General features: G+C 74.6%; 18 protein-coding genes. 4 read left to right on the plus strand and 14 right to left on the minus strand.

Annotated elements, in window-relative coordinates:
* Positions 1-143: 143 nt before the first annotated feature.
* From ACYVGT_RS10835 to ACYVGT_RS10845, 3 genes are all read right to left on the minus strand, one after another.
* A complete protein-coding gene (locus ACYVGT_RS10835) occupies positions 144-506 on the minus strand; it encodes a twin-arginine translocase TatA/TatE family subunit (RefSeq protein WP_460856680.1) in 363 nt (120 codons plus the stop codon).
* A gap of 15 nt (positions 507-521) precedes the next feature.
* Positions 522-749, minus strand: coding sequence for a hypothetical protein (locus ACYVGT_RS10840; protein ID WP_460856682.1), 228 nt, complete (start codon positions 747-749; stop codon positions 522-524).
* Between the two features lie 106 nt (positions 750-855).
* Complete coding sequence (locus tag ACYVGT_RS10845; protein ID WP_460856684.1) at positions 856-2,922, minus strand: helix-turn-helix transcriptional regulator; 2,067 nt, start codon at positions 2,920-2,922, stop codon at positions 856-858.
* An 84-nt stretch (positions 2,923-3,006) separates the two neighbouring features.
* On the opposite strand from ACYVGT_RS10845, the gene ACYVGT_RS10850 reads away from it, so the two are divergent.
* Positions 3,007-4,209: a DUF3866 family protein gene (locus ACYVGT_RS10850; RefSeq protein ID WP_460856687.1), complete on the plus strand. Its 1,203-nt coding sequence runs from the start codon at positions 3,007-3,009 to the stop codon at positions 4,207-4,209.
* Positions 4,210-4,572: 363 nt separating this feature from the next.
* Here ACYVGT_RS10850 and ACYVGT_RS10855 read toward each other — a convergent pair whose 3' ends face one another.
* The 9 genes from ACYVGT_RS10855 to ACYVGT_RS10895 form a co-directional block, all read right to left on the minus strand.
* The gene (locus ACYVGT_RS10855; protein ID WP_460856689.1) at positions 4,573-5,121 is read right to left on the minus strand and encodes a TspO/MBR family protein; all 549 of its coding nucleotides are present in this window, start codon (positions 5,119-5,121) and stop codon (positions 4,573-4,575) included.
* 223 nt (positions 5,122-5,344) lie between these two features.
* Complete coding sequence (locus ACYVGT_RS10860; RefSeq protein ID WP_460856691.1) at positions 5,345-6,400, minus strand: FKBP-type peptidyl-prolyl cis-trans isomerase; 1,056 nt, start codon at positions 6,398-6,400, stop codon at positions 5,345-5,347.
* Between the two features lie 184 nt (positions 6,401-6,584).
* Positions 6,585-7,943 carry a Pup--protein ligase gene (gene pafA, locus ACYVGT_RS10865; protein ID WP_460856693.1) on the minus strand — a complete coding sequence of 453 codons (1,359 nt, stop codon included), beginning with the start codon at positions 7,941-7,943 and terminating at the stop codon, positions 6,585-6,587.
* 258 nt (positions 7,944-8,201) lie between these two features.
* The gene (prcA, locus tag ACYVGT_RS10870) at positions 8,202-8,975 is read right to left on the minus strand and encodes a proteasome subunit alpha (RefSeq protein ID WP_460856841.1); all 774 of its coding nucleotides are present in this window, start codon (positions 8,973-8,975) and stop codon (positions 8,202-8,204) included.
* Positions 8,976-9,027: 52 nt separating this feature from the next.
* Positions 9,028-9,876 (minus strand): proteasome subunit beta, encoded by an 849-nt coding sequence (prcB, locus tag ACYVGT_RS10875; RefSeq protein WP_460856695.1) that lies wholly within the window; start codon positions 9,874-9,876, stop codon positions 9,028-9,030.
* 161 nt (positions 9,877-10,037) lie between these two features.
* On the minus strand, positions 10,038-10,241 hold the full coding sequence (locus tag ACYVGT_RS10880) for a ubiquitin-like protein Pup (RefSeq protein WP_460856697.1): 204 nt from the start codon (positions 10,239-10,241) through the stop codon (positions 10,038-10,040).
* Between the two features lie 333 nt (positions 10,242-10,574).
* Positions 10,575-12,101: a depupylase/deamidase Dop gene (dop, locus tag ACYVGT_RS10885; RefSeq protein ID WP_460856699.1), complete on the minus strand. Its 1,527-nt coding sequence runs from the start codon at positions 12,099-12,101 to the stop codon at positions 10,575-10,577.
* Between the two features lie 227 nt (positions 12,102-12,328).
* Entirely contained in the window at positions 12,329-13,039 is a 711-nt protein-coding gene (locus ACYVGT_RS10890; RefSeq protein ID WP_460856702.1) for an ABC transporter ATP-binding protein, read from the minus strand.
* Positions 13,036-14,121 carry an FtsX-like permease family protein gene (locus ACYVGT_RS10895; protein WP_460856704.1) on the minus strand — a complete coding sequence of 362 codons (1,086 nt, stop codon included), beginning with the start codon at positions 14,119-14,121 and terminating at the stop codon, positions 13,036-13,038. The genes ACYVGT_RS10890 and ACYVGT_RS10895 overlap by 4 nt, the downstream gene beginning before the upstream one ends.
* A 276-nt stretch (positions 14,122-14,397) precedes the next feature.
* Between ACYVGT_RS10895 and ACYVGT_RS10900 the strand changes: the two genes are divergently transcribed.
* Together ACYVGT_RS10900 and ACYVGT_RS10905 are read left to right on the plus strand one after the other, a co-directional pair.
* A complete protein-coding gene (locus ACYVGT_RS10900) occupies positions 14,398-15,705 on the plus strand; it encodes a sensor histidine kinase (RefSeq protein ID WP_460856707.1) in 1,308 nt (435 codons plus the stop codon).
* Positions 15,702-16,388 carry a response regulator gene (locus ACYVGT_RS10905; RefSeq protein WP_460856709.1) on the plus strand — a complete coding sequence of 229 codons (687 nt, stop codon included), beginning with the start codon at positions 15,702-15,704 and terminating at the stop codon, positions 16,386-16,388. Before ACYVGT_RS10900 ends, ACYVGT_RS10905 begins: the two co-directional genes overlap by 4 nt.
* Positions 16,389-16,541: 153 nt before the next feature.
* Here ACYVGT_RS10905 and ACYVGT_RS10910 read toward each other — a convergent pair whose 3' ends face one another.
* Positions 16,542-17,315, minus strand: a complete 774-nt coding sequence (locus ACYVGT_RS10910) for an APH(3') family aminoglycoside O-phosphotransferase (RefSeq protein WP_460856844.1) — start codon at positions 17,313-17,315, stop codon at positions 16,542-16,544.
* 118 nt (positions 17,316-17,433) lie between these two features.
* Between ACYVGT_RS10910 and ACYVGT_RS10915 the strand changes: the two genes are divergently transcribed.
* The gene (locus ACYVGT_RS10915; protein WP_460856711.1) at positions 17,434-17,844 is read left to right on the plus strand and encodes a hypothetical protein; all 411 of its coding nucleotides are present in this window, start codon (positions 17,434-17,436) and stop codon (positions 17,842-17,844) included.
* Between the two features lie 135 nt (positions 17,845-17,979).
* On the opposite strand, the gene ACYVGT_RS10920 is transcribed toward ACYVGT_RS10915, so the two are convergent.
* Positions 17,980-19,014, minus strand: coding sequence for an FAD-dependent monooxygenase (locus ACYVGT_RS10920; RefSeq protein ID WP_460856714.1), 1,035 nt, complete (start codon positions 19,012-19,014; stop codon positions 17,980-17,982).
* Positions 19,015-19,234 lie beyond the last annotated feature (220 nt).

A 19,234-nucleotide genomic window follows, 5' to 3' on the forward strand; every position in this document is an offset into this window, starting at 1 on the left:
GTCCGCCCGCGGCCGCCGCGCCCCGCTGCTGCGGTCGCCGCCGGCCGTCCTCCGCCGTCTTACCTGCCGCGGCTGCCCGGGCAGGTGCCCGCGGAGCAGCCGGTCCGGGCGGCGCGCCTGCGGCCGCCGCCCCCGATCGCGCTTCAGTCGTTGTGGCGGCGGACCGGTTCGCCGTTCTCGTCGACGATGCGCTGCCCGGCAGGCAGCTCGGGGTAGCCCTGCTGCTGCGGGTACTGCTGCTGGGCCTGCTGGCCGTACTGCTGCTGCGGGGCGGCGCCGTTCTGCTGCGCCCCCTGCTGCGGCTGCTGCCCGGAGTTCTGGGCGTTCTGACCGGAGTCCTGGCCGTCCTGGCCCTCGCCCTCCTCATCGGCGAGGCCCTTGGCCTCGGCCTTGAGGATCCGCGCACTGCGTCCGAGCGACCGCGCCAGCGTCGGCAGCTTGGTGGCGCCGAACAGCAGGAGTGCGATCAGCAGCAGGATCAGGAGGCTACGCGCGTCCAACCCCATGTGTCTCTACCTCTCTCAACGGCGCCGTGCGCCTTCAGATCGTACGCCCGAACCGGTGTGCGCACACGGGTCCGCACTCCGGGTCCGCGCACGGTACGCGCGGTAGGCGGGCTCGACCTCGCTCTGCGTGCGCGCGATCTGCGCGCGCAGCCGCGCCAGCGCGGCCGCGGCGCGGACGGCCAGCACCGCCGCAACCAGCAGGCCGAGGCCGGTGACCGCGGCAAGGACGAAGATCGGAACCACACGACCACCTTACTGCGTCGCGCAGGACCGCAGCCCCGCCCCCGGGTTGCGCCCAAGCGGCCGGGCAGCGACGGACCGGTGGCCGGTGCGCGAAAGCGCCGTCGATTCAGCTCTGCGGGGCCCGCTGGGCCCCCGAAGCGTAGCGGTCCAGGGCGCGGCGGGCGTCCGCGCGCACCTGCTCGGCGACGTCGGCCGGCGCGACGACCCGCGCCGCCGGGCCGAGCCGCAGGGCCAGGCCGCGGACCCAGCCGGGCACGGGGGTGCGCAGCGTCGCGCGGACCCGGCCGCCACCGAGTTCGCGCACGCCGGTGCAGACGTAGTCCTCGGTGACCCAGCGCGCCTCCGGCTCCAGGTCGAGGGTGACGTGGGCGTCGGCCTCCGACGGCGGCAGCAGTCCGGCGCTGAAGTCCCGCCGGCGCACACCCCCGGGGACCGCGGCCGGCTCGGCGAGCACGGTCAGGTCCAGTACCCGGTCCAGCCGGAACAGGCGGACGCCGCCGCGCAGCCGGCACCAGCCCTCCAGGAAGGCGTGGCCGTCCTGGATGAGCAGGCCCATCGGGTCGACGTCGCGCTCGGTGACCTCGTCGACGTAGCCGGACAGGTAGCGCAGGTGGAGCCGCTGGCCCTGCTCCAGGGCGTGCTGGCAGCGGCGCTGCTTCTCGCGCTCCTGCGGCCCCAGGTCGACCCGGACGGTGACGGCGTCGGCGAACTCCTCGGCGGCGGAGCCGGCCGCCTCGCGCAGCTTCTCCCGGACGCGTTTGAGGGCCGCGCCGCCGTCGGCACCGGCTCCGGCGGCGCCGGGCAGCTCGGCGAGCAGGTCGAGACCGGCGATGAGGCTCGCCGCCTCGTCGGCGGTGAGCCGGAGCGGGCGGGCGAGAGTGTCGGCGTTGGAGATGATGATCTCGCCGGTGGACTCGGCGGCCTCCAGGTCGACGTCGATGAGGTCGCCGGGGGTGTAGCCGGGCAGGCCGCACATCCACAGCAGCGCGAGGTCCTTGAGCACCTGCTTCTCGGAGACGCCGAACTGCGCGGCGACGTCGGGCACGCGCACGTCCCAGCCGATCGCGTAGGGCACGAGCATGAGCAGGCGGCGCAGCTGCTCGGCGGCGACGGCCGACCGCGGCGGCTCAGCGGCGTCCTCCGCCCCGCCGCCCGCATCGGCGCCCCCGTCCGGCACGGGGCCCGCCGGGGGCGCCTCGGCGACGGCGGCGAGGTGGGCGGCGACCGCGTCGCGGGCGTCGGCGGGCTCCACGACAACGGCGCGCTCGCCGAACCCGGCGACGGCGCGCACCAGGTCGGCACGGTCGGTGTAGGGCAGGGTCAGCTCGTCCCAGCGGTCCTCCAGCGCGGTCGCGGCGCCGGGCACGATGCGCCGCGCCGAGCGGCGCAGCACGTGGCCGGAGTCGCCCCGGACGTGCAGCACGGCGGAGTGCACCGGCTCGGCCCGCTCGGCGGAGACCACCGAGCGCACGTCGACGCCGTCCGGCACCTCCACGGGCGGGCCGGAGGCGAGGGTGCGGACCTGGCCGACCATGCGGCCCAGCCGGAAGACGCGGCGGGCGCCGCGGATCCGGTCGTGGCCGGCGACGTACCAGCGGCCGCGCACGTTGACGATGCCCCACGGCTCCAGCAGGCGCCGCTCGGCCTGCGGCGCGCCGGGCTTGCGGTAGTCGAACTCGATCGGCCGGCGGTCGCGGACCGCCTGCCAGACGGCGAGGAACGCGGGCTCGTCGGCGCCGAGGACCGGCGTGACGGCGGGCGCTGCCCCGGTGTCGACCGGCACCCCTGCGGCGCGGAGCTTCATGACGGCGCCGGCGGCCGTACCGCCGAGGGCGGCGTGCCGCCAGGCGCGGGCGGCCAGGCCGAGCACGGCGGCCTCGTCGGCGTGCAGCGCGATCTCGGGCAGCGTGGCCGCGGCGGCGGAGATCCGGTAGCCCTCTTCGCCGCTCCACACGTCGCCGCCGCCGGTCTCGATCGCGATGCCGGAGGCGCGCAGCTCCGCCTTGTCGCGCTCGAACATCCGTTTGAAGGCGACGTCGCCCGCCGCGTCCTCGGTGTCGGCATCGCCGTAGCCGGCGACGGTCGCGCGGATCTCGCGGGCGGTGAGATAGCGCCGCGTCGCCATCAGGCAGATCACCAGGTTGAGCTGGCGTTCGGTCTTCTTCTTCGACATCGGTTCCCCGCCCTTCGCGCCGCCCGCGGCCGCGCGGCGCGCCGTCCCGGCGCCGCGTCCCGCACCGACGGTACCGTGCTCGGCGTGATCCGTTGGCGGGAAGCGCGTGTGCGGTCGATCCGGCGCGAGTGGCCGGGCGCGGTCGAGGCCGAGGTGGAGGTGGCTCCGCCGCCGGGCGGCGCAGTCCGGGCTGCCGCGGACGGCACTGCGGACGCGCTCCCGGTGCCGGAGCAGGGTTCCGGCGGGCCGCCCGGCGAGTACCTGCCCGGCACGTCGGACGGCACCGGCGGCGGCCCGGACGGCCTGTGCCGCGCCCTCGCCTACACCGGCCTGGTCGGGGTGCCCGAGCCCGGCGACCGCGTCCTGCTCAACACCACGGCGCTGGCGCTGGAGCTGGGTACCGGCGGCTACGCGCTGATCGCAGCGCTGCCCGACCGGCTGCCGCCGGACCGCCCGGCAGCCGGCCACCTGGTCAAGGCGCGCTACACACCGCTGCAGACGACGGTGCTCGGCGTGGACGGCCAGGACTCCCCCGACCACGCGCTGCTGCGCGACGCCGACGACCTCGCGGGCCTGCCGGTCGTCACCGCCGACCTGCACTCCGCCCTGCCGGCGATCACCGCCGGCGCACTGCACGACCGGCCCGGCGCCCGGATCGCCTACGTGATGCTCGACGGCGGGGCGCTGCCGGCCGCGTTCTCCCGGACCGCCGCTGCGCTGCGCACCGCCGGGCTGATCGCCGGCACCGTCACCACCGGCCAGGCGTTCGGCGGCGACGTGGAGGCGGTCACTGTGCACACCGGGCTGCTGGCGGCACGCCTCGTCCTCGGCGCCGACCTCGCCATCGTGGCGCAGGGGCCGGGCAACCTGGGCACCGGCACGGCGTGGGGGTTCTCCGGCGTCGCCGCGGGCGAGGCGCTGAACGCAGCCGGGGTCCTCGGCGGGCGGCCGGTGGCGTCGCTGCGGGTGAGCGGCGCCGACCTGCGGGAGAGGCACCGCGGAATCTCCCACCACAGTCTCACGGCCTACGGACGGGTGGCGTGGTCGCCCGCCGACGTCCCCGTGCCCCTGCTGCCGGGAGCGTTCGGCGCACGGGTCCGCGCCGAGGCCGCCCCCCTCGCCGAGCGCCACCGCCTGGTCGACGTGCCCCTCGACGGGCTCGACGCGGCCCTGCGCGCACTGCCGTTCCGCCTCTCCAGCATGGGCCGGTCCCTGGACGACGACCCGCCGTCCTTCCTCGCCGCCGCAGCCGCCGGACGCCACGCGGCCGCACTGCTCGACGGCTGAGGCGGCACCGGACCCCGCTGGCCGCTGCCGGCCGCGCACCCCTGCGCCGCTGCCCGCAGGTGCAGCCGCCCGGACGCTGGACCGGGCTGCTGGCCGCCGCCGGCACCCCGCGCATTGCGGCCGGTGCTGCGGCTGCCACCGCCGCGCCCGGCAGCCGCAGCGCGCTCCACCGGCCCGAGTGGAGGGGCGGTACCTGTGCACGGCTAGCGGGCCGGCTGACCGGGCCGCCGGACCGGCCACCGGTGCAGGCCGCCGGCGCCGTGCATCCTGGCCCCGTGCAGGCGCTGGAGAACCCGCCCGCGCCGCGCTGCGGAGGCCCCGGCCGGCGGCCGCGCCCGCAGGGACCGCAGCCCGCCCTGCCCCTCAGCCGTTCAGCCGCCAGACCTCGGCGTTGAGGGCCGCGGCGTAGAGGGTCCAGAGCAGGTAGGGGGCCAGCAGGAGCGCCGCGGTGCGCGAGTGCCGGGCGAACGCGGCGATGGTCGCGGCAAGCACCGCGATCAGCACGCAGATCTCGGCGAAGGCGATACCGCGCAGGCCCGCCGCGAAGAACAGCGGCGTCCACGCCGCGTTGAGCGCCAGTTGGACGGCGAAGAGCACGAGCGCGCCGCGCGCGCCGGTCCGCCGCCACACCAGCCAGCAGGCGACCGCCATCAGCACGTACAGCACCGTCCACGCGGGGCCGAAGAGCCACTGCGGGGGAGCCCACGCCGGGCGCTCCAGCGCGCCGTAGACCGCGCCCGCGTCCGACGCCGCCGCTCCCCCGATCACGGCGGCCGCGACCACGCACACGGCGATCACCGCGGCGCCCGCCCCCTGCGCGGACGCCGACCGCACCGGCGCGGCACCGGGTCCGCGCGCGCGCGCGGCCCCGGCCGCTCCCGTCCGCTCCGGTTCCCGGTCCGGTCGCGCCATGGCTGAATACCCCCCGCATCATCCGCTCGCCTGCACGGGGCGGTGCCCCGCTCCCCCGAGGCTTCCCCAGCACGGTGCGTCCACTCCTGGAATCAAGGAGTGAAGGAGAGGCGGTCCGCCGGCGCCGGAGCGGCTCTGCGGAAAAGCCGCGAGGGGCGGCCGGACGGCTCCGGTGGGAGCCGCGGCCGCCCCTCGGGACGGGTGGCGAGCGGTGCGCTGCGGGCTACTGCTCTTCCTGGGGCTCCTCCTCCGGAGGCGCCTCTTCGCCGCCCTCGGCCCCGCCCTCGGGCGCCTCGGGCTCCGGCGGCGGGTCGACCGCGGCAAGGATGTCGATGACGAAGACGAGCGTGCCGGCGGGCTGGCCGCCCTCCTCGGCCTCCTTGCCGTAGGCCAGATCCTCGGGAACGACGAGCATGACGCGGGAGCCGACCTTCTCGCCTTCGAGGCCCTGGTCCCAGCCCTCGATGACCTGGCCCTGGCCGAGCGGGAAGTAGAACGGCTGCCCGTCCTCGCCGAAGGAGGTGTCGAACACCTTGCCGTCGTCCCAGCGCACACCGGTGTACTGGGCGACGACCTGCTGCCCGTTCTCCACCGCCGGCCCGTCGCCCTCGATGAGGTTGGCCTTCTCCAGGTCCTTCGGCGGTTCGGTCTCCTCGGGGATGGAGATCTCGGGGGCTGCGGCACCGTTGTCGGGCGCGGTGGGCAGGCCGTCACCGCCGTCGGTGGTCTGCTCGCCCTCGACCGTGTCGCCGTTGCCGAAGCGGTCGCGGATCTCCATCACCGAGACCGTGTCGCCCTCCTGCGGCGGCATGCCCTGCATCTGCGCCTGCGCGGGGTCCGGCGGCGGGGTGATGAACGCGATCTGCGCGCCGACGTTCTGGTCGACCAGCGTGGTCCCGAACTCGCCCAGCTGCTCCACGTTGATCAGCAGCGGCGAACCGGACTCATAGCTGGAGTTGGCCTTCTCCGCCTCGCCCTTGCCGGTCCAGGAGTACTCGACGACGTCGAGCATGACCAGGTCGTCCTTGCGGACGATCGCCTCGCTCTCGCCTTCCCGCAGCACGCCCTCGACCTGCTCGCCGGGCGGCTCGATGTCGGGCAGGTCGACCTTGGGCTCCTCCCCCGGATCGCCGGTGACCGTGGGCAGCCGCTCGTCCACCTCCGCCCCGGTGCGCATGAAGGCGGGCACGCGGTACTTCTCCGGGATCGAACTGCAGCCCGACAGCGCGAGCAGCGCGATGGAGAGCGGCACCGCGATGGCGGCGGCACGTCGTGGCATAGGGCACTACCTCAATATCCGGCTCGGTTCCCCGTCACACTATCGAAAACGCCATGGTGCCGTACCTCCGTAAGAGGCCGATAAGAACGTGGCCGGAACGCGGGCGGGCCGCCCCGCAACGGATGCGGAGCGGCCCTTCCGGGAGCGGGCGGGGGCGCCGGCCGGCACCCCCGCCCGCTTGCGGCTACATACCGGCGATCAGCTTCTCCACCCGCTCGTCGACGGCCTTGAAGGGGTCCTTGCACAGGACCGTGCGCTGGGCCTGGTCGTTGAGCTTGAGGTGGACCCAGTCAACGGTGAAGTCGCGGCGCTTCTCCTGGGCGCGGCGGATGAACTCGCCGCGGAGCTTGGCGCGGGTGGTCTGCGGCGGGACCGATTTGGCCTCGAAGGTCTTCAGGTCACCGACGACGCGGTCCATCTGCCCCTTGCGCTGCATCAGGTAGAACAGGCCGCGGTCGCGGTGGATGTCGTGGTAGGTCAGGTCGAGCTGGGCGATGCGGGGCGAGGACAGCGACAGGCCGTGCTTGTCGCGGTAGCGCTCCAGCAGGCGGTACTTCGCGACCCAGTCGATCTCCCGCTCCACCAGGGACAGGTTCTGCGTCTCGATGGCCTCCAGCGTGCGGCCCCACAGCTCCAGGACGCGCTTGCCGGTGGCGTCGGTGCCGTTGCGGTCCACATACGCCTGGACCTTCTCCAGGTACTCGCGCTGGATCTCCAGTGCGCTGGCCTCGCGCCCGTTGGCCAGGCGGACCTTGCGGCGGCCGGTCATGTCGTGGCTGACCTCGCGGATCGCCCGGATCGGGTTCTCCAGCGTGAAGTCGCGCATCACCGCGCCGGTCTCGATCATGCGCAGCACGAGGTCGGTGGAGGCGAGCTTGAGGAGGGTGGTCACCTCGCTCATGTTGGAGTCGCCGACGATGACGTGCAGGCGGCGGAACCGCTCGGCGTCGGCGTGCGGCTCGTCGCGGGTGTTGATGATGGGGCGCGAGCGCGTGGTCGCAGAGGAGACGCCCTCCCAAATGTGCTCGGCGCGCTGGCTGACGCAGAAGAGCGCGCCGCGCGGCGTCTGCAGCACCTTCCCGGCACCGCAGATGATCTGCCGGGTCACCAGGAACGGGATGAGGATGTCGGCCAGCCGGCCGAACTCGCCGTGCCGGCCGACCAGGTAGTTCTCGTGGCAGCCGTAGGAGTTGCCGGCCGAGTCGGTGTTGTTCTTGAACAGGTAGATCTCGCCGGCGATGCCCTCTTCGTGCAGCCGCTGCTCGGCGTCGACCTGCAGGCCCTCCAGGATGCGCTCGCCGGCCTTGTCGTGCGCCACGAGGTCGGCGAGGTCGTCGCATTCGGGCGTGGCGTACTCGGGGTGGCTGCCCACGTCCAGGTAGAGGCGGGCGCCGTTGCGCAGGAAGACGTTGCTGCTGCGCCCCCACGACACGACGCGCCGGAACAGGTAGCGCGCCACCTCGTCCGGCGACAGGCGGCGCTGTCCCCGGAACGTGCAGGTGACGCCGTACTCGTTCTCCAGGCCGAAAATGCGGCGATCCACGCTGCCTCACCCGTCTCCCGTCCCGTGGCAGCGGACCGACCCGGCCGGGTCCCCGGCCGGGAGCCCGGCCTGCTGCCGACGACTCCACCCTATTTATCGGCTCCGCCCCGGCTCCGGAAACCGGTGCCGTCCGGCATTCTCGGCGGGCGGAACCGGGCCGGCGCGCGGCTGCGGCGCTCCGCGGGCCCGAGGCCGCCGGGGCGGGCGCGTCCCGCGCCCGCCCCGGTACAGGCCTCCGGCCGAGCCGGCCGCGTCCGCTCAGCTGCCGCTGGAGCCGCTGCCGCCGCCGCTGGCTCCCCCGTTCCCGCTGCCCTTGGAGCCGCCGGACGCGCTCTCCTCGGCGGCGCGCGCCTCGGTGATCAGCCGCTCCAGCCGGGCGCCGCGGATCCGCCGGAACTTGCGGTGCTCCCGGGCCCGTTCCAGCACGGCCACCTCCAGGTTGGCGGCGTCCAGCTCGCGGCGCTCGTTCTGCTCGTGCGAGAGGGCGTACATGGCCGCGGCCAGCGCCTCGCCGAGCGGCGCGGTCCGGTCGAACCGCTCGCGCAGCGCGCTGGTCACCGCCTCTGCGGAGCCGCCCATGCCCACTAGGCCCTTCTCATCGGCGACCGAGCCGTCGAAGGTGATCCGGTAGATCTGGTCGGTGTCGGCGTCGTCGCCGACCTCGGCGACCACGATCTCCACCTCCCAGGGCTTGTTGCTCTCGCTGAAGACCGTTCCCAGGGTCTGGGAGTAGGCGTTGGCGAGCATCCGCCCGGTGACGTCGCGCCGGTCGTAGGCGTAGCCGTGCTGGTCGGCGTAGCGGACACCGCCCAGGCGGAGGTTCTCGAACTCGTTGCCGCGTCCGACGGCGGCGAACGCGATCCGGTCGTAGAGCTCGCTGATCTTGTGCAGCGTGCGGGACATGTTGTCCGCGACGAGCAGGATGCCTCCGTCGTACTGGAGGACGACGGCGCTGCGGCCGCGCGCGATGCCCTTGCGCGCGTAGTCCGCCTTGTCCTTCATGCTCTGCTCGGGCGAGACGTAGAACGGCATCGTCACCGCTGATCGTTCCTTTGCTAGTCGGGGCCGGCCGTAGTGGTGCGGGTCAGCCCAGGGGGGCGGTCGGGCCGTCGGGGTGTTCGGCGCGGCCGGCGACGACCGCCTCGGCGACTGCCGCGACCTCGTCGACCGGCATCCGGCGGTAGCCCTCCTCGGTGACCACGTCGATCAGCGGGAAGATCCTGCGGTGGATATCCGGGCCACCGGTGGCGGAGTCGTCGTCGGCCGCGTCGTAGAGGGCCTGGACCGCGGCCTTGACCGCCTGGGCCTCGTCGATACCGTCGGAGTAGAGCTTCTTCAGCGACCCCAGGGCGTAGACCGAGCCCGACCCGATGGAGTGGAAGCGCTGCTCCTCGTAGCGGCCGCCGGAGGGGTCGTAGCTGAAGATCCGGCCCTCGCCGCTGTCCTCGTCGTAGCCCACCAGGATCGGCACCACGACGAAGCCCTGCATGGCCATGCCGAGGTTGCCGCGGAGCATGCTGGCCAGCCGGTTGGCCTTGCCCTCCAGGGAGAGCGGCCGGCTCTCGCGCTTCTCGTAGTGCTCCAGTTCCACCTGGTACAGCCGGGCGAGTTCGATTCCGATGCCGGCCGAGCCGGCGATGGCGACGGCGGAGAACTCATCGGCGCGGAAGAGCTTCTCCATGTCGCGCTTGGCGATCGTGTTCCCCGCGGTGGCCCGGCGGTCGCCGGCCATCACCACACCGCCGGGGAAGGTGAGCGCCACGATGGTGGTGGCGTCCGGGGTGAGTCCGCTCGTTCCGCTTCCGCCGCGGGGCAGGTCCTGCCAGTTGGGCAGCAGGTCGGGATGGGCTGCGGCGAGGAACTCGGTGAACGACGACGACCCCGGATTCATGTAGGCGGCGGGCAGCCGTCCGCCCTCGAAGGTTGCGGACACGCGACTCCTTCCGGTGGCTTTCCAGTACCGCTGACCCTACTGAGCGGCGCCCTCGGCGGGGTAGCGCTCGCAGGCGCGTCCGCTGACGGCGAACCGGGGCCGGACCGCCGCGGCGGCGGTCCGGCCCCGGTGCCCTGCGGTCGGCGCAGAGGCCGTGGGCGTCACTGCCCGCCCTTCTGGACGAACTGGCGCACAAAGTCTTCGGAGTTGGATTCCAGGACCTCGTCGATCTCGTCGAGGATGTCGTCGACGTCGGCATCGAGGTCTTCGTTGCGCTCCTGGGCCTCGGTCCCGGCCTCGACCTCCTCGGTCTCCTCCTCGCGCCGAGTGCCGTGCTTCTGGCCGCCGGTGTCCTTGGTCGCCATCCCACAACCTCCTCGATCGGGGCTCTCGCCCTTATCTTGGCCCGCCGGACCACGGCTCAACCGCGATCTCCGGTGCCGTTGTCCGCACGTTACCGGCCCGCTGTCCGAATACCCGTTCGATACGGCGCGCGAAACCGGCAGTAGCGGACCGGAAGCACGCGGGCACGCGGAACCGCCCGGACAACGCAGACCGGGGCAGAGCATCCCGATCCGGGCGGCCCTCGGCTGCGCCGCCGCGGCAGAGCCTCCGCCCCCGCGCCGCGCCGGGGCCGGCGCAGCGCGCTCCACCCGGCCCAGAGCCGCCCGTACGCCGCACCCGGCGGGCGGCCGGAGTCAGCCCGCGCCCTGGTCTCCGGTGAGGATGGCGACCAGCTCCTCCGCGGTGGCCGCAGAGTCGAGCAGGGCTCCGACGTGCTCCTTCGTGCCGCGGCTGGGCTCCAGGGTGGGCACCCGCTGCAGCGAGTCGCGGCCGGGCAGGTCGAAGATGACCGAGTCCCACGACGCCGCGGCCACCGCGTCGGCGTAGCGCTCCAGGCAGCGGCCGCGGAAGTAGGCGCGGGTGTCCTCCGGCGGCTCGGTGACGGCGCGCTGCACCTGCTCCTCGGTGACCAGCTGCTCCATCCGCCCGCGCCCCACCAGCCGGTTGTACAGCCCGCGGTCGGCGCGCACGTCGGAGTACTGCAGGTCGACCAGCTGCAGCCGGTGGTGGTCCCAGTCGAGGCCGTCGCGGCTGCGGTAGCCCTCCAGCAGCGTGAGCTTGGCGACCCAGTCGAGCTCGGCGGACAGCTGCATCGGGTCCTCACCGAGCCGGTCGAGCACCGATTCCCAGCGGCGCAGCACGTCGGCGGTGTCCGGGTCCGGCTCGCTGCCGTACCGGTCCTGCACGTACTTCTGGGCGAGCTCCAGGTAGGAGCGCTGCAGCTGCAGCGCCGTCATCCGGCGGCCGTCGCGCAGCCGCGCCTGGTGGGTGAGCGACGGGTCGTGCGAGAAGGCGCGCAGGTCGGCCACTGGCGTCTCCAGCGCCAGGTCGATGTCGATGAACCCGTCCTCGATCATCGACAGCACCAGCGAGGTGGTGCCGAGCTTGAGGTAGGTGGCCGTCTCGCTCATGTTCGCGTCGCCGATGATGACATGCAGGCGGCGGTACTTCTCCGGGTCGGCGTGCGGCTCGTCGCGGGTGTTGACGATGGGCCGCTTCAGCGTGGTCTCCAGCCCCACCTCGACCTCGAAGAAGTCGGCGCGCTGGCTGATCTGGAAGCCCGAGCCGCGCCCGTCCGCGCCGATCCCGACCCGCCCGGCGCCGCAGACGACCTGGCGGGAGGCGAAGAACGGGATGAGGTGGCGGACGATGTCGCCGAACGGCGTCGCCCGCCGCATCAGGTAGTTCTCGTGGCAGCCGTAGGAGGCGCCCTTGTTGTCGGTGTTGTTCTTGTAGAGCTGGATCGGCTCCGTGCCGGGCACGCCCGCGGCGCGGGCGGCCGCGTCGGCCATGACGCGCTCCCCGGCCTTGTCCCACAGCACCGCATCCAGGGGGTTGGTGACCTCGGGGGCGGAGTACTCCGGGTGGGCGTGGTCGACGTAGAGGCGCGCGCCGTTGGTGAGGATGACGTTGGCCAGCCCCAGGTCCTCGTCGGTCAGCTGGGTGGGGTCGGCGACCTCGCGCGCCAGGTCGAAGCCGCGCGCGTCGCGCAGCGGGTTCTCCTCCTCGAAGTCCCAGCGGGCCTTGCGCGCCCGGGCGGCCGCCGCCGCGAGGTAGGCGTTCACCACCTGGGTGGAGGTCACCATCGCGTTGGCCCCGGGGTTGCCCGGTACGGAGATCCCGTACTCGGTCTCGATGCCCATAATCCGCCGCACAGTCATGAGGGAAGATTATCGGCCGGAGGCCCGATGTGAACTCCTCTCCGCCACCCTCTGCGCGCCGCCCGGGCTCTGCGTGACCCCCTGGGGCGTACGGGATCCCCGCTCCCGGCAGCCCGGCCCGCGGCACCGGCGGGCCGGACCCTGCCTGCGGCGCGGCGCAGGCGGCCGGGGCCGCCCCGCCGCGGCCGGAGCCGGACAGGGCGGCCGCCACCTGCGCTGCGCGCGGCTCACCCTGCGCCGGCCTCCGCATCCGCCCCTCCGGCGCCGTCCGCCGCGGCGAGCCGGCCGTCGTGCATCCGCCACACCCGGTCGGCCCGGTCGAGGTAGGCGGTGTCGTGCGTGACGACCAGGGTCGCGGTGGCGAAGGTGCGGGTGGATTCGGCGATCAGGTCCATGATCGCCGCGCCGCGCTCGTGGTCGAGGGCGGCGGTGGGCTCGTCGACCACGAGCACCGCGGGCGCGCCGGTGAGCGCGCGGGCGATGTTGACCCGCTGCCGCTCCCCGCCGGACAGCTGCGCTGCGCGCCGGTGGGCGCGCCCGTCGAGGCCGACCGAGGCGAGCAGCGCCTCCGCCGCGCGGCGCCGGGCGCGCACCGGGCGCCCGCGCATGTGCTCCACGGCGAGGAGCTGCTCCACGGCGGTCAGCGACGAGACCAGGTTGGGCTGCTGGAACACGATGCCGACGCGGTGCATACGCAGCCGGCTCAGTGCGGCCGGCCGCTTTCCGGACAGGTCTTCGCCGTCGATCAGCACGGTTCCGGACTGGGGCCGCACCAGTGCCGCGGCCACCGACAGCAGGCTGGACTTGCCTGAGCCGGACGGGCCGACGATCGCGTGCACCTCCCCCGGCGCCGCCGCGAGGGAGACGCGGTCCAGCGCCGTGACGCGCCCGTCCCCGTCGGGATAGGTCAGTGTGACGTCGTCGAGCTTGATGCTCATCGGACTCCTCCCAGTGCGGTCAGCGGATCGACCGAAGTGATGCGGCGGACGGCGAGGACGGCGCCGGCCATGCCGAGGGCGGTCATCGCCGCGACCGGAAGCGCGGTGGTGGCGGCGCTCGCGGAGAACGGGACCGTGCCGGCGATCAGGGCGCCGATGCCCGCACCGGCCGCTCCGCCGGCCAGCGCACCCGCGGCGAGGACCAGGAACGCCTGCACGAGGGCATCGCGGACCAGGTAGCCGGTCGAGCCGCCGAGGGCCTTGAGGATGGCGATGTCGCCGGTGCGCTGGATGGTCCACACCGTCAGGAACGCCCCGGCGACCAGCGCGGAGATGCCGTACAGGAAGCCCTGGATCATCAGCAGCGACCCGTTCTCCTCGGCGAAGCCGCCGATGCCCGCACGGCTGTCGGACAGCGTCGCCGACACGGTTCCGGCAGCCTCGTCCGCCGCATCGGCTCCGGTCGCGCCGGCTGAGGCGACCACGGTGCCGGCGGGTGCGTCGGCGCCGGCGGGTGCGAGACCGCGCCAGGACTCCAGGGTGGTCCACAGGACCGGCGTGTGGCTGAAACCGCCGGTGAATCCGTCGCCGGCGCGCACCGCGTCGACGGTGAAGCCGGTACCGGCCAGCTCCACGGTGTCGCCCTCGGCGAGCCCCTCCTCCGCAGCGGCTTCCTCGGGGACCAGGAGCCCGCCGTCGGACAGGCCGTCCGGAGCGAGCTCGCCGCCCGGCACGGCTCCGAACACGGTCACGGCGGCCGAAGAGCCGTCCTCCAGTTCCAGCCGGCCCTGGGTGACGGCAAGCGGCTCGGCCCACTCGGCGCCGCCGGCCTCGGCCCACTCATCGGCCTGATCCCAGGTCACGGAGCTGTCGGAGAACGACACCTCCGGCGCGTCGGAGCCCGAGGCGCCGAACGCGATCCGGTCGGCGGGCAGGTCCTCGACGGCGCCGGCTGACTGCCGGGCGAGCCCGGCGGTCAGCCCGGACAGCAGCACGACCAGCAGGGTGATCAGCGCCAGGACCGAGCCCATCAGCGCGAACCGCCCCTTGGCGTGGCGGATATCGCGGACGGCCACGAACACGGCGGCCTCCTTCCTCGGCGGTGCGCGGCGGGCGCACCAGTGCGTTCAGACGGGGTTCCGGGCGCTGCCCTCGGACGGCGCCCGCTGCGGAGCGGGGCGGCGGGGTGCACCCGCAGTGGGGCCCGGCCGCACCGCAGCTCCGGCCCCTTCCAGGCTGGTCCGCGGCGGACCGGATTCCATCGGTGCGACGGACGATCCTGCAGCGCAGCGGGTGCAGTGCGACATCAACCCTTCGGTTGATGCGTCTGCGCAGGCCGCGGGCCTACGGTGAGGGGGATGTCCACTGTCCCCGCGGCCGGTGCCGCGCCCCCCGGCGGTCCGCTGCCGGCCAGCGCAGCGGGCGGCACCGGCGGCACCGGGCTGGTCCTGCGGGTGCTGCGCGGCTGCCTGCACGCGGCGTTCTTCGCCCTGCTCGCCGTCCCCGCACTGCGGCCGCTGCTGCCCGGCGCCGAGCACGGGGCCGACCACTGGGCGTGGGCCGCGTTCGGCGGCGCGGTGCTCCTGGGCGGGGTCTACGCCTCAGGCCCGCTGCTGATGGGGCGGCTCGGCACCGGGCGCCGGGCCGCGCTGGCGTGGCTGGCCGCCGTGACGGCGCTGTGGGCGCTGCTGCTCGTGCACGACCCGGACTTCTCCTGGGTCGCGTTCCCGCTGTTCTTCCTGCACCTGCACCTGCTGCGGCGCGTGCACGCCGTCGCAGCGGTCGCCGTGATCGCGGCCGCCGTCGTGGCGGCCCAGGGCCTGCACGCCCACACGCTGACGCTGGGGATGGTGCTCGGCCCGCTGTTCGGCGCGGCCTCGGCGGTCGTGGTCGGGCTCGGCTATGCGGCGCTGTACCGGGAGAGCGAGCAGCGCCGCCGCCTCATCGTCGACCTGGAGCAGGCGCGCGACGCACTGGCCCGCTCCCAGCACCGGGCCGGGGTGCTGGCCGAGCGCGAGCGCATCTCCCGCGAGATCCACGACACCCTTGCCCAGGCGTTGTCGAGCATCGTGCTGCTGCTCCGGTCCGCGGAGTCGGCGCTGGAGCCCGGCGGCGCCGGCGACGCGGCCGCGCGCGGCCGCGTCGCCGAGGCGCACCGCGCCGCAGCCGACAACCTGGAGGAGGCGCGCCGCTGGGTACGCGGCCTCTCCCCCGCTGCGTTGGAGGGCGGGTCGCTGCCGGAGGCTCTGGAGCGGCTGTGCGCCCGGACGGAGGCCGAGGAGGGCGCCCCCGGCTGCCGGTTCCGCGAGGAGGGCGGCCGGGCGCCGCTGCCGCCCGGCCACGAGGTGGCCCTGCTGCGCGCGGCCCAGGTGGGGCTCTCCAACACGGTGCGGCACGCCGGGGCGGGCACCGCGGTGGTGACGCTGGCCTATCTCGGCGACGAGGTGGCGCTGGACGTCTTCGACGACGGCCGCGGCTTCCGCCCGGCCGAGGACCGGGGCGGGCGCTCCGACGGCACCGGCTACGGCATCCGCGGCCTGCGCTCCCGGGTCGAAGCGCTCGGCGGCCGGCTCCAGATCGAGTCGGCCCCGGGCGAGGGCACGGCGCTGGCGGTGGCGCTGCCGATCCCGGCGGGCGAGAACGGCGGCGAAGGGAGCAGGCGATGAGCGGCAGGGACGGCGCAGCAGGGCGGCCGCTGCGGCTGCTGCTGGTGGACGACCACCCGGTGGTGCGGCGCGGACTGCGGGCCATGTTCGACAAGCGCGCCGACATGCGCGTCGCCGCCGAAGCGGCCGACGGCCGGGAGGCGCTCGCCGCCCTGGACGCCGCGGAGCGCGGCGGGGAAGGCGGCGGCGCCGGGCGGATCGACGCCGTCCTGATGGACCTGCAGATGGGGGCCGGGATGGACGGCGTGACCGCGACCCGGGAGATCGCGGCGCGGCCGGGCGCCCCGCCGGTCCTCGTGCTCACCACCTACGACTCCGACGCCGACATCCTCGCCGCGGTCGAGGCCGGCGCGACCGGCTACATGCTCAAGGACGCGCCGCCGGAGCAGCTGTGCAGCGCGGTGCTGGCGGCGGCGCGCGGCGAGACGGCACTGGCTCCGGACGTCGCCGCGCGCCTGTTCCAGCGCCTGCGCTCGCCTGAGCCGGCGCTGAGCCCGCGCGAAGTGGAGATCCTCGGCCTGCTCGCCCGCGGCCTCAGCAACAAGGCGCTGTCCCGCGAACTCTTCGTCAGCGAGGCAACGGTCAAGACCCACCTGGTGCACATCTACGCCAAGCTCGGCGTCGACAACCGGACCGCCGCCATCCACACCGCCACCGAGCGCGGCATCCTCCGCTCCCGGTGAGGCCGCCGCGCCCGGGCACCGCACGGCTTGCGGTGCACAGCCTGCCCGAGGAGGCCGGCGGCCGCCGGCTCGCTGGCCGCACGCGGGGAAGCCGGCCGCTCCCCGGCCGCACACGAGTAGCGCAGCTTCCAGTCCGCAGCGCGGAAGCCGCAGCTAAAAGAACTCGTCGAGCAGCCGGTAGTAGGCCAGCCGGTCCGGGTCGATGAGGTCGTCGCCGTAGTGCACGGCGAAGGCGCGGGCGAACGCGGGGCCGTAGGGCTCCCCGGCGAGGTCGCGCAGGGCGAGGGACAGATCGCGGTGGCGGTCGGCCGTGCCCAGCCGACCCGTGTCCACGAAACCGGTCCACTCCAGGGTGGCGGGGTCGATGAGGACGTTGTCGGGGGTCAGGTCGCCGTGGCAGACGACGATGTCGTCCGCCCGCTCATCCGGACGACTGGCCTCCAGGGCTGCGAGTACCTGCTCCGGCGGCTCGCCCCGGCGCTCCGCGTCGAAGCTGCCGGACTCCACGAGGCCCGCGGCGACCCGCTTGCGCGCCAGCGGGACGGCGGTGTCCAGCCGGCCGTCGAACGGGCAGCCGCCGGCAGCCAGGTCGTGCAGCCGACGGGCTGCCCTGGCGAAGGCGGCCACGACCGGCGCCCGCAGGTGCGCCGGCCACTCCCCCGACACCGGCCGGCCAGGGACGGCGGTGCTGACCAGCCATCCCACGCCGTCGCGCTCGCCCTGCTCCACCGGCTCCGGCGCGGCCGCGCCCGCACCGGACAGCCAGGCAGCGCGCTCGGCCTCCGCGGACAGCTCCGCGGGATCACCGATCTTGGCAAAGAGCTTCGCGCGGCCCGACAGCCGCCACACCTCCGCCCCCGGTTCCCCGCCCGGCATCCGGGTCCACGAGTACAGGAGATAGCGCCGCCGCAGCCGGCGCCGGACCATTTCATTCACCCCGCCATTCACCCCGCCAGTCTGCCACCGGCGGAGGGCCGCGCTCTGGGGCGGACCTGCGCGGCCGAGGGCTGCCCTGCAGGGGGATCAGCTCTGGCAGGATGCCGGGGTGGTGATTGCACAGGGCTGGGAGGCGATACGTCGCCGCCTCCATTTCGGCCAGCGCTTCCCGGGAACGGTGGTCCGGGTGCCGAGTCCTGGCGCGATCGGCGTCTTCGTGGATATCGGGCTGCCGGTCACCGGGTTCGTTGATGTGGTGCTGCTCCCGAGGACGGCCGAGCGCTGGCCCGTCGAGGGTGCCACGTCGGAGTTCGAGGTGTGGTGGGCTGATGAGCGGCCGCAGATCCGGCTGAAGCCGGCGGATTCCCGATTCCTGCGCGAGGACTTCTCCGACTGGCTGCCCCGGTGGCGGCCACGGTGGCCGCAGGAGCAGGGTCTGCCGGTCACCGCCGCCGACGTCCCGCATCCGGTAGGTGGAGAGGGCGGTGCTGGCGCTGGAGGATGCGGCCCAGAGCGTTGACTGGAACTGCCAGGACAACACCTGCGCGCCCCGATCCGGCACGTACCGCCACCTCGGCAGGCAGCCCTGCCGCGCCGATGTGCGGGCGGGCACCGCAGTGCTGCCGGGGGCGGTCCGCTCCGCGGCCCCGCATAGTCAGGCGAAGCGGGCCAGCATTCCCATGGCGCGGTAGCGGACTGGGGCGAAGCGGCGGGCGGTCGCCCACCGGTTCAGCAGCCGGGACACGCGGACCGTCCGCTGTGCGGCGCGGCGGCGCCGGCGGTCGAACAGCGGCAATCCGCCGGCCACCGATCCGGCCGACGCCAGCGAGTCCGCGAGTTCCACCGCATCGACCACGGCCTCGCATGCGCCGCGGCCGGCGTTGGGCGCCATTGCGTGCGCGGCGTCTCCGATGATGACGCGGTGGCCGCGGAACCACGGGCCCAGCGGAGGGACGTCGTAGAGGACGCGCCGGTCGACCTGATCCGACTCGATTTTGCGCAGGACATCGCGGACTGCCGGATGCCAGCCGCCGAAGGCTGCTGCAAGGAGCTCTGCACGGGGCCGGCCATCGTCATACTCGGCAAGCAGGTCGCGCCGGATACTCGCGAACCAGTTCGTCGTCTCCGCGTCCTGCGGTGTAATGCCGAACAGGCGCCCTTCGCCCCACGTTTCGGTCACCGTCTCTACCGCGCCGGGCACGGTTCCGCGGAACGCGACGGTGCCCAGCGGGCGGACATCCGCCGTTCTGGCGGCAACCGCGCCCCGGAGCCGGCTGTTGATGCCGTCAGCTCCCACGACCAGGTCCGCCTCCGGGAGTTCCGCCGGGTCGCTGACCCCTGCCCCCCAGTGGACGGCGCCCTCCAGCGCGCCGTCGAACAGCGCCCGGTGCAGCGCGGGCCGGGAGATCAGGTAGGCCGGCTCGCGCGGACTCACCCGCGCGAAAGGAACGCCGTCGGGGCGGAGGAACGCCGCCCCCTGCTGGCGCACCCCTTCCTGGCGGACCCGGTCCCCCAGCGAGAGGCGGTCCAGCGCGGCCATGGCCTCGGGCCACATGCCCAGGGCCGTGCCCGAATCGGGCAGGCCCTCGGCGCGCTCGAAGACCTCGACGCTCCACCCGGTCGCCGCCAGGGCCCGGGCCGCCGCCAACCCGCCGATCCCCGCTCCGACGACCACCGCGCGGCGGCTCATCCAGCGCGCCCCTGCCCCGTCCCGGGGCCCGGCGGCGCCGAGCGGCAGGGCTGTTCCGGCAACTCCATCACGTCCTCCACGGCCGACAGGTGGCAGCAGCATCCCACCGTCCCCGCGCCGATCGCGGCAAACGTCCGGAAACGGCCGCGGATGGCGCCGCGGCCCGGGAAGCCCGCCCGCAAGCACCGATCGGACGAAACACACGGCACTTCCGGTTTCC

The organism is Nocardiopsis coralliicola (assembly GCF_054779695.1).

Coding starts and splice junctions, on each gene's coding strand:
- ACYVGT_RS10880 (WP_460856697.1), bottom strand. CDS start 10,241: ATGGCGACCAAGGACACCGGCGGCCAGAAGCACGGCACTCGGCGCGAG.
- ACYVGT_RS10855 (WP_460856689.1), bottom strand. CDS start 5,121: ATGGCGCGACCGGACCGGGAACCGGAGCGGACGGGAGCGGCCGGGGCC.
- ACYVGT_RS10900 (WP_460856707.1), top strand. CDS start 14,398: ATGTCCACTGTCCCCGCGGCCGGTGCCGCGCCCCCCGGCGGTCCGCTG.
- dop (WP_460856699.1), bottom strand. CDS start 12,101: ATGACTGTGCGGCGGATTATGGGCATCGAGACCGAGTACGGGATCTCC.
- prcA (WP_460856841.1), bottom strand. CDS start 8,975: ATGCCGTTCTACGTCTCGCCCGAGCAGAGCATGAAGGACAAGGCGGAC.
- ACYVGT_RS10845 (WP_460856684.1), bottom strand. CDS start 2,922: ATGTCGAAGAAGAAGACCGAACGCCAGCTCAACCTGGTGATCTGCCTG.
- ACYVGT_RS10905 (WP_460856709.1), top strand. CDS start 15,702: ATGAGCGGCAGGGACGGCGCAGCAGGGCGGCCGCTGCGGCTGCTGCTG.
- ACYVGT_RS10920 (WP_460856714.1), bottom strand. CDS start 19,014: ATGAGCCGCCGCGCGGTGGTCGTCGGAGCGGGGATCGGCGGGTTGGCG.
- ACYVGT_RS10890 (WP_460856702.1), bottom strand. CDS start 13,039: ATGAGCATCAAGCTCGACGACGTCACACTGACCTATCCCGACGGGGAC.
- ACYVGT_RS10835 (WP_460856680.1), bottom strand. CDS start 506: ATGGGGTTGGACGCGCGTAGCCTCCTGATCCTGCTGCTGATCGCACTC.
- ACYVGT_RS10860 (WP_460856691.1), bottom strand. CDS start 6,400: ATGCCACGACGTGCCGCCGCCATCGCGGTGCCGCTCTCCATCGCGCTG.
- ACYVGT_RS10910 (WP_460856844.1), bottom strand. CDS start 17,315: ATGGTCCGGCGCCGGCTGCGGCGGCGCTATCTCCTGTACTCGTGGACC.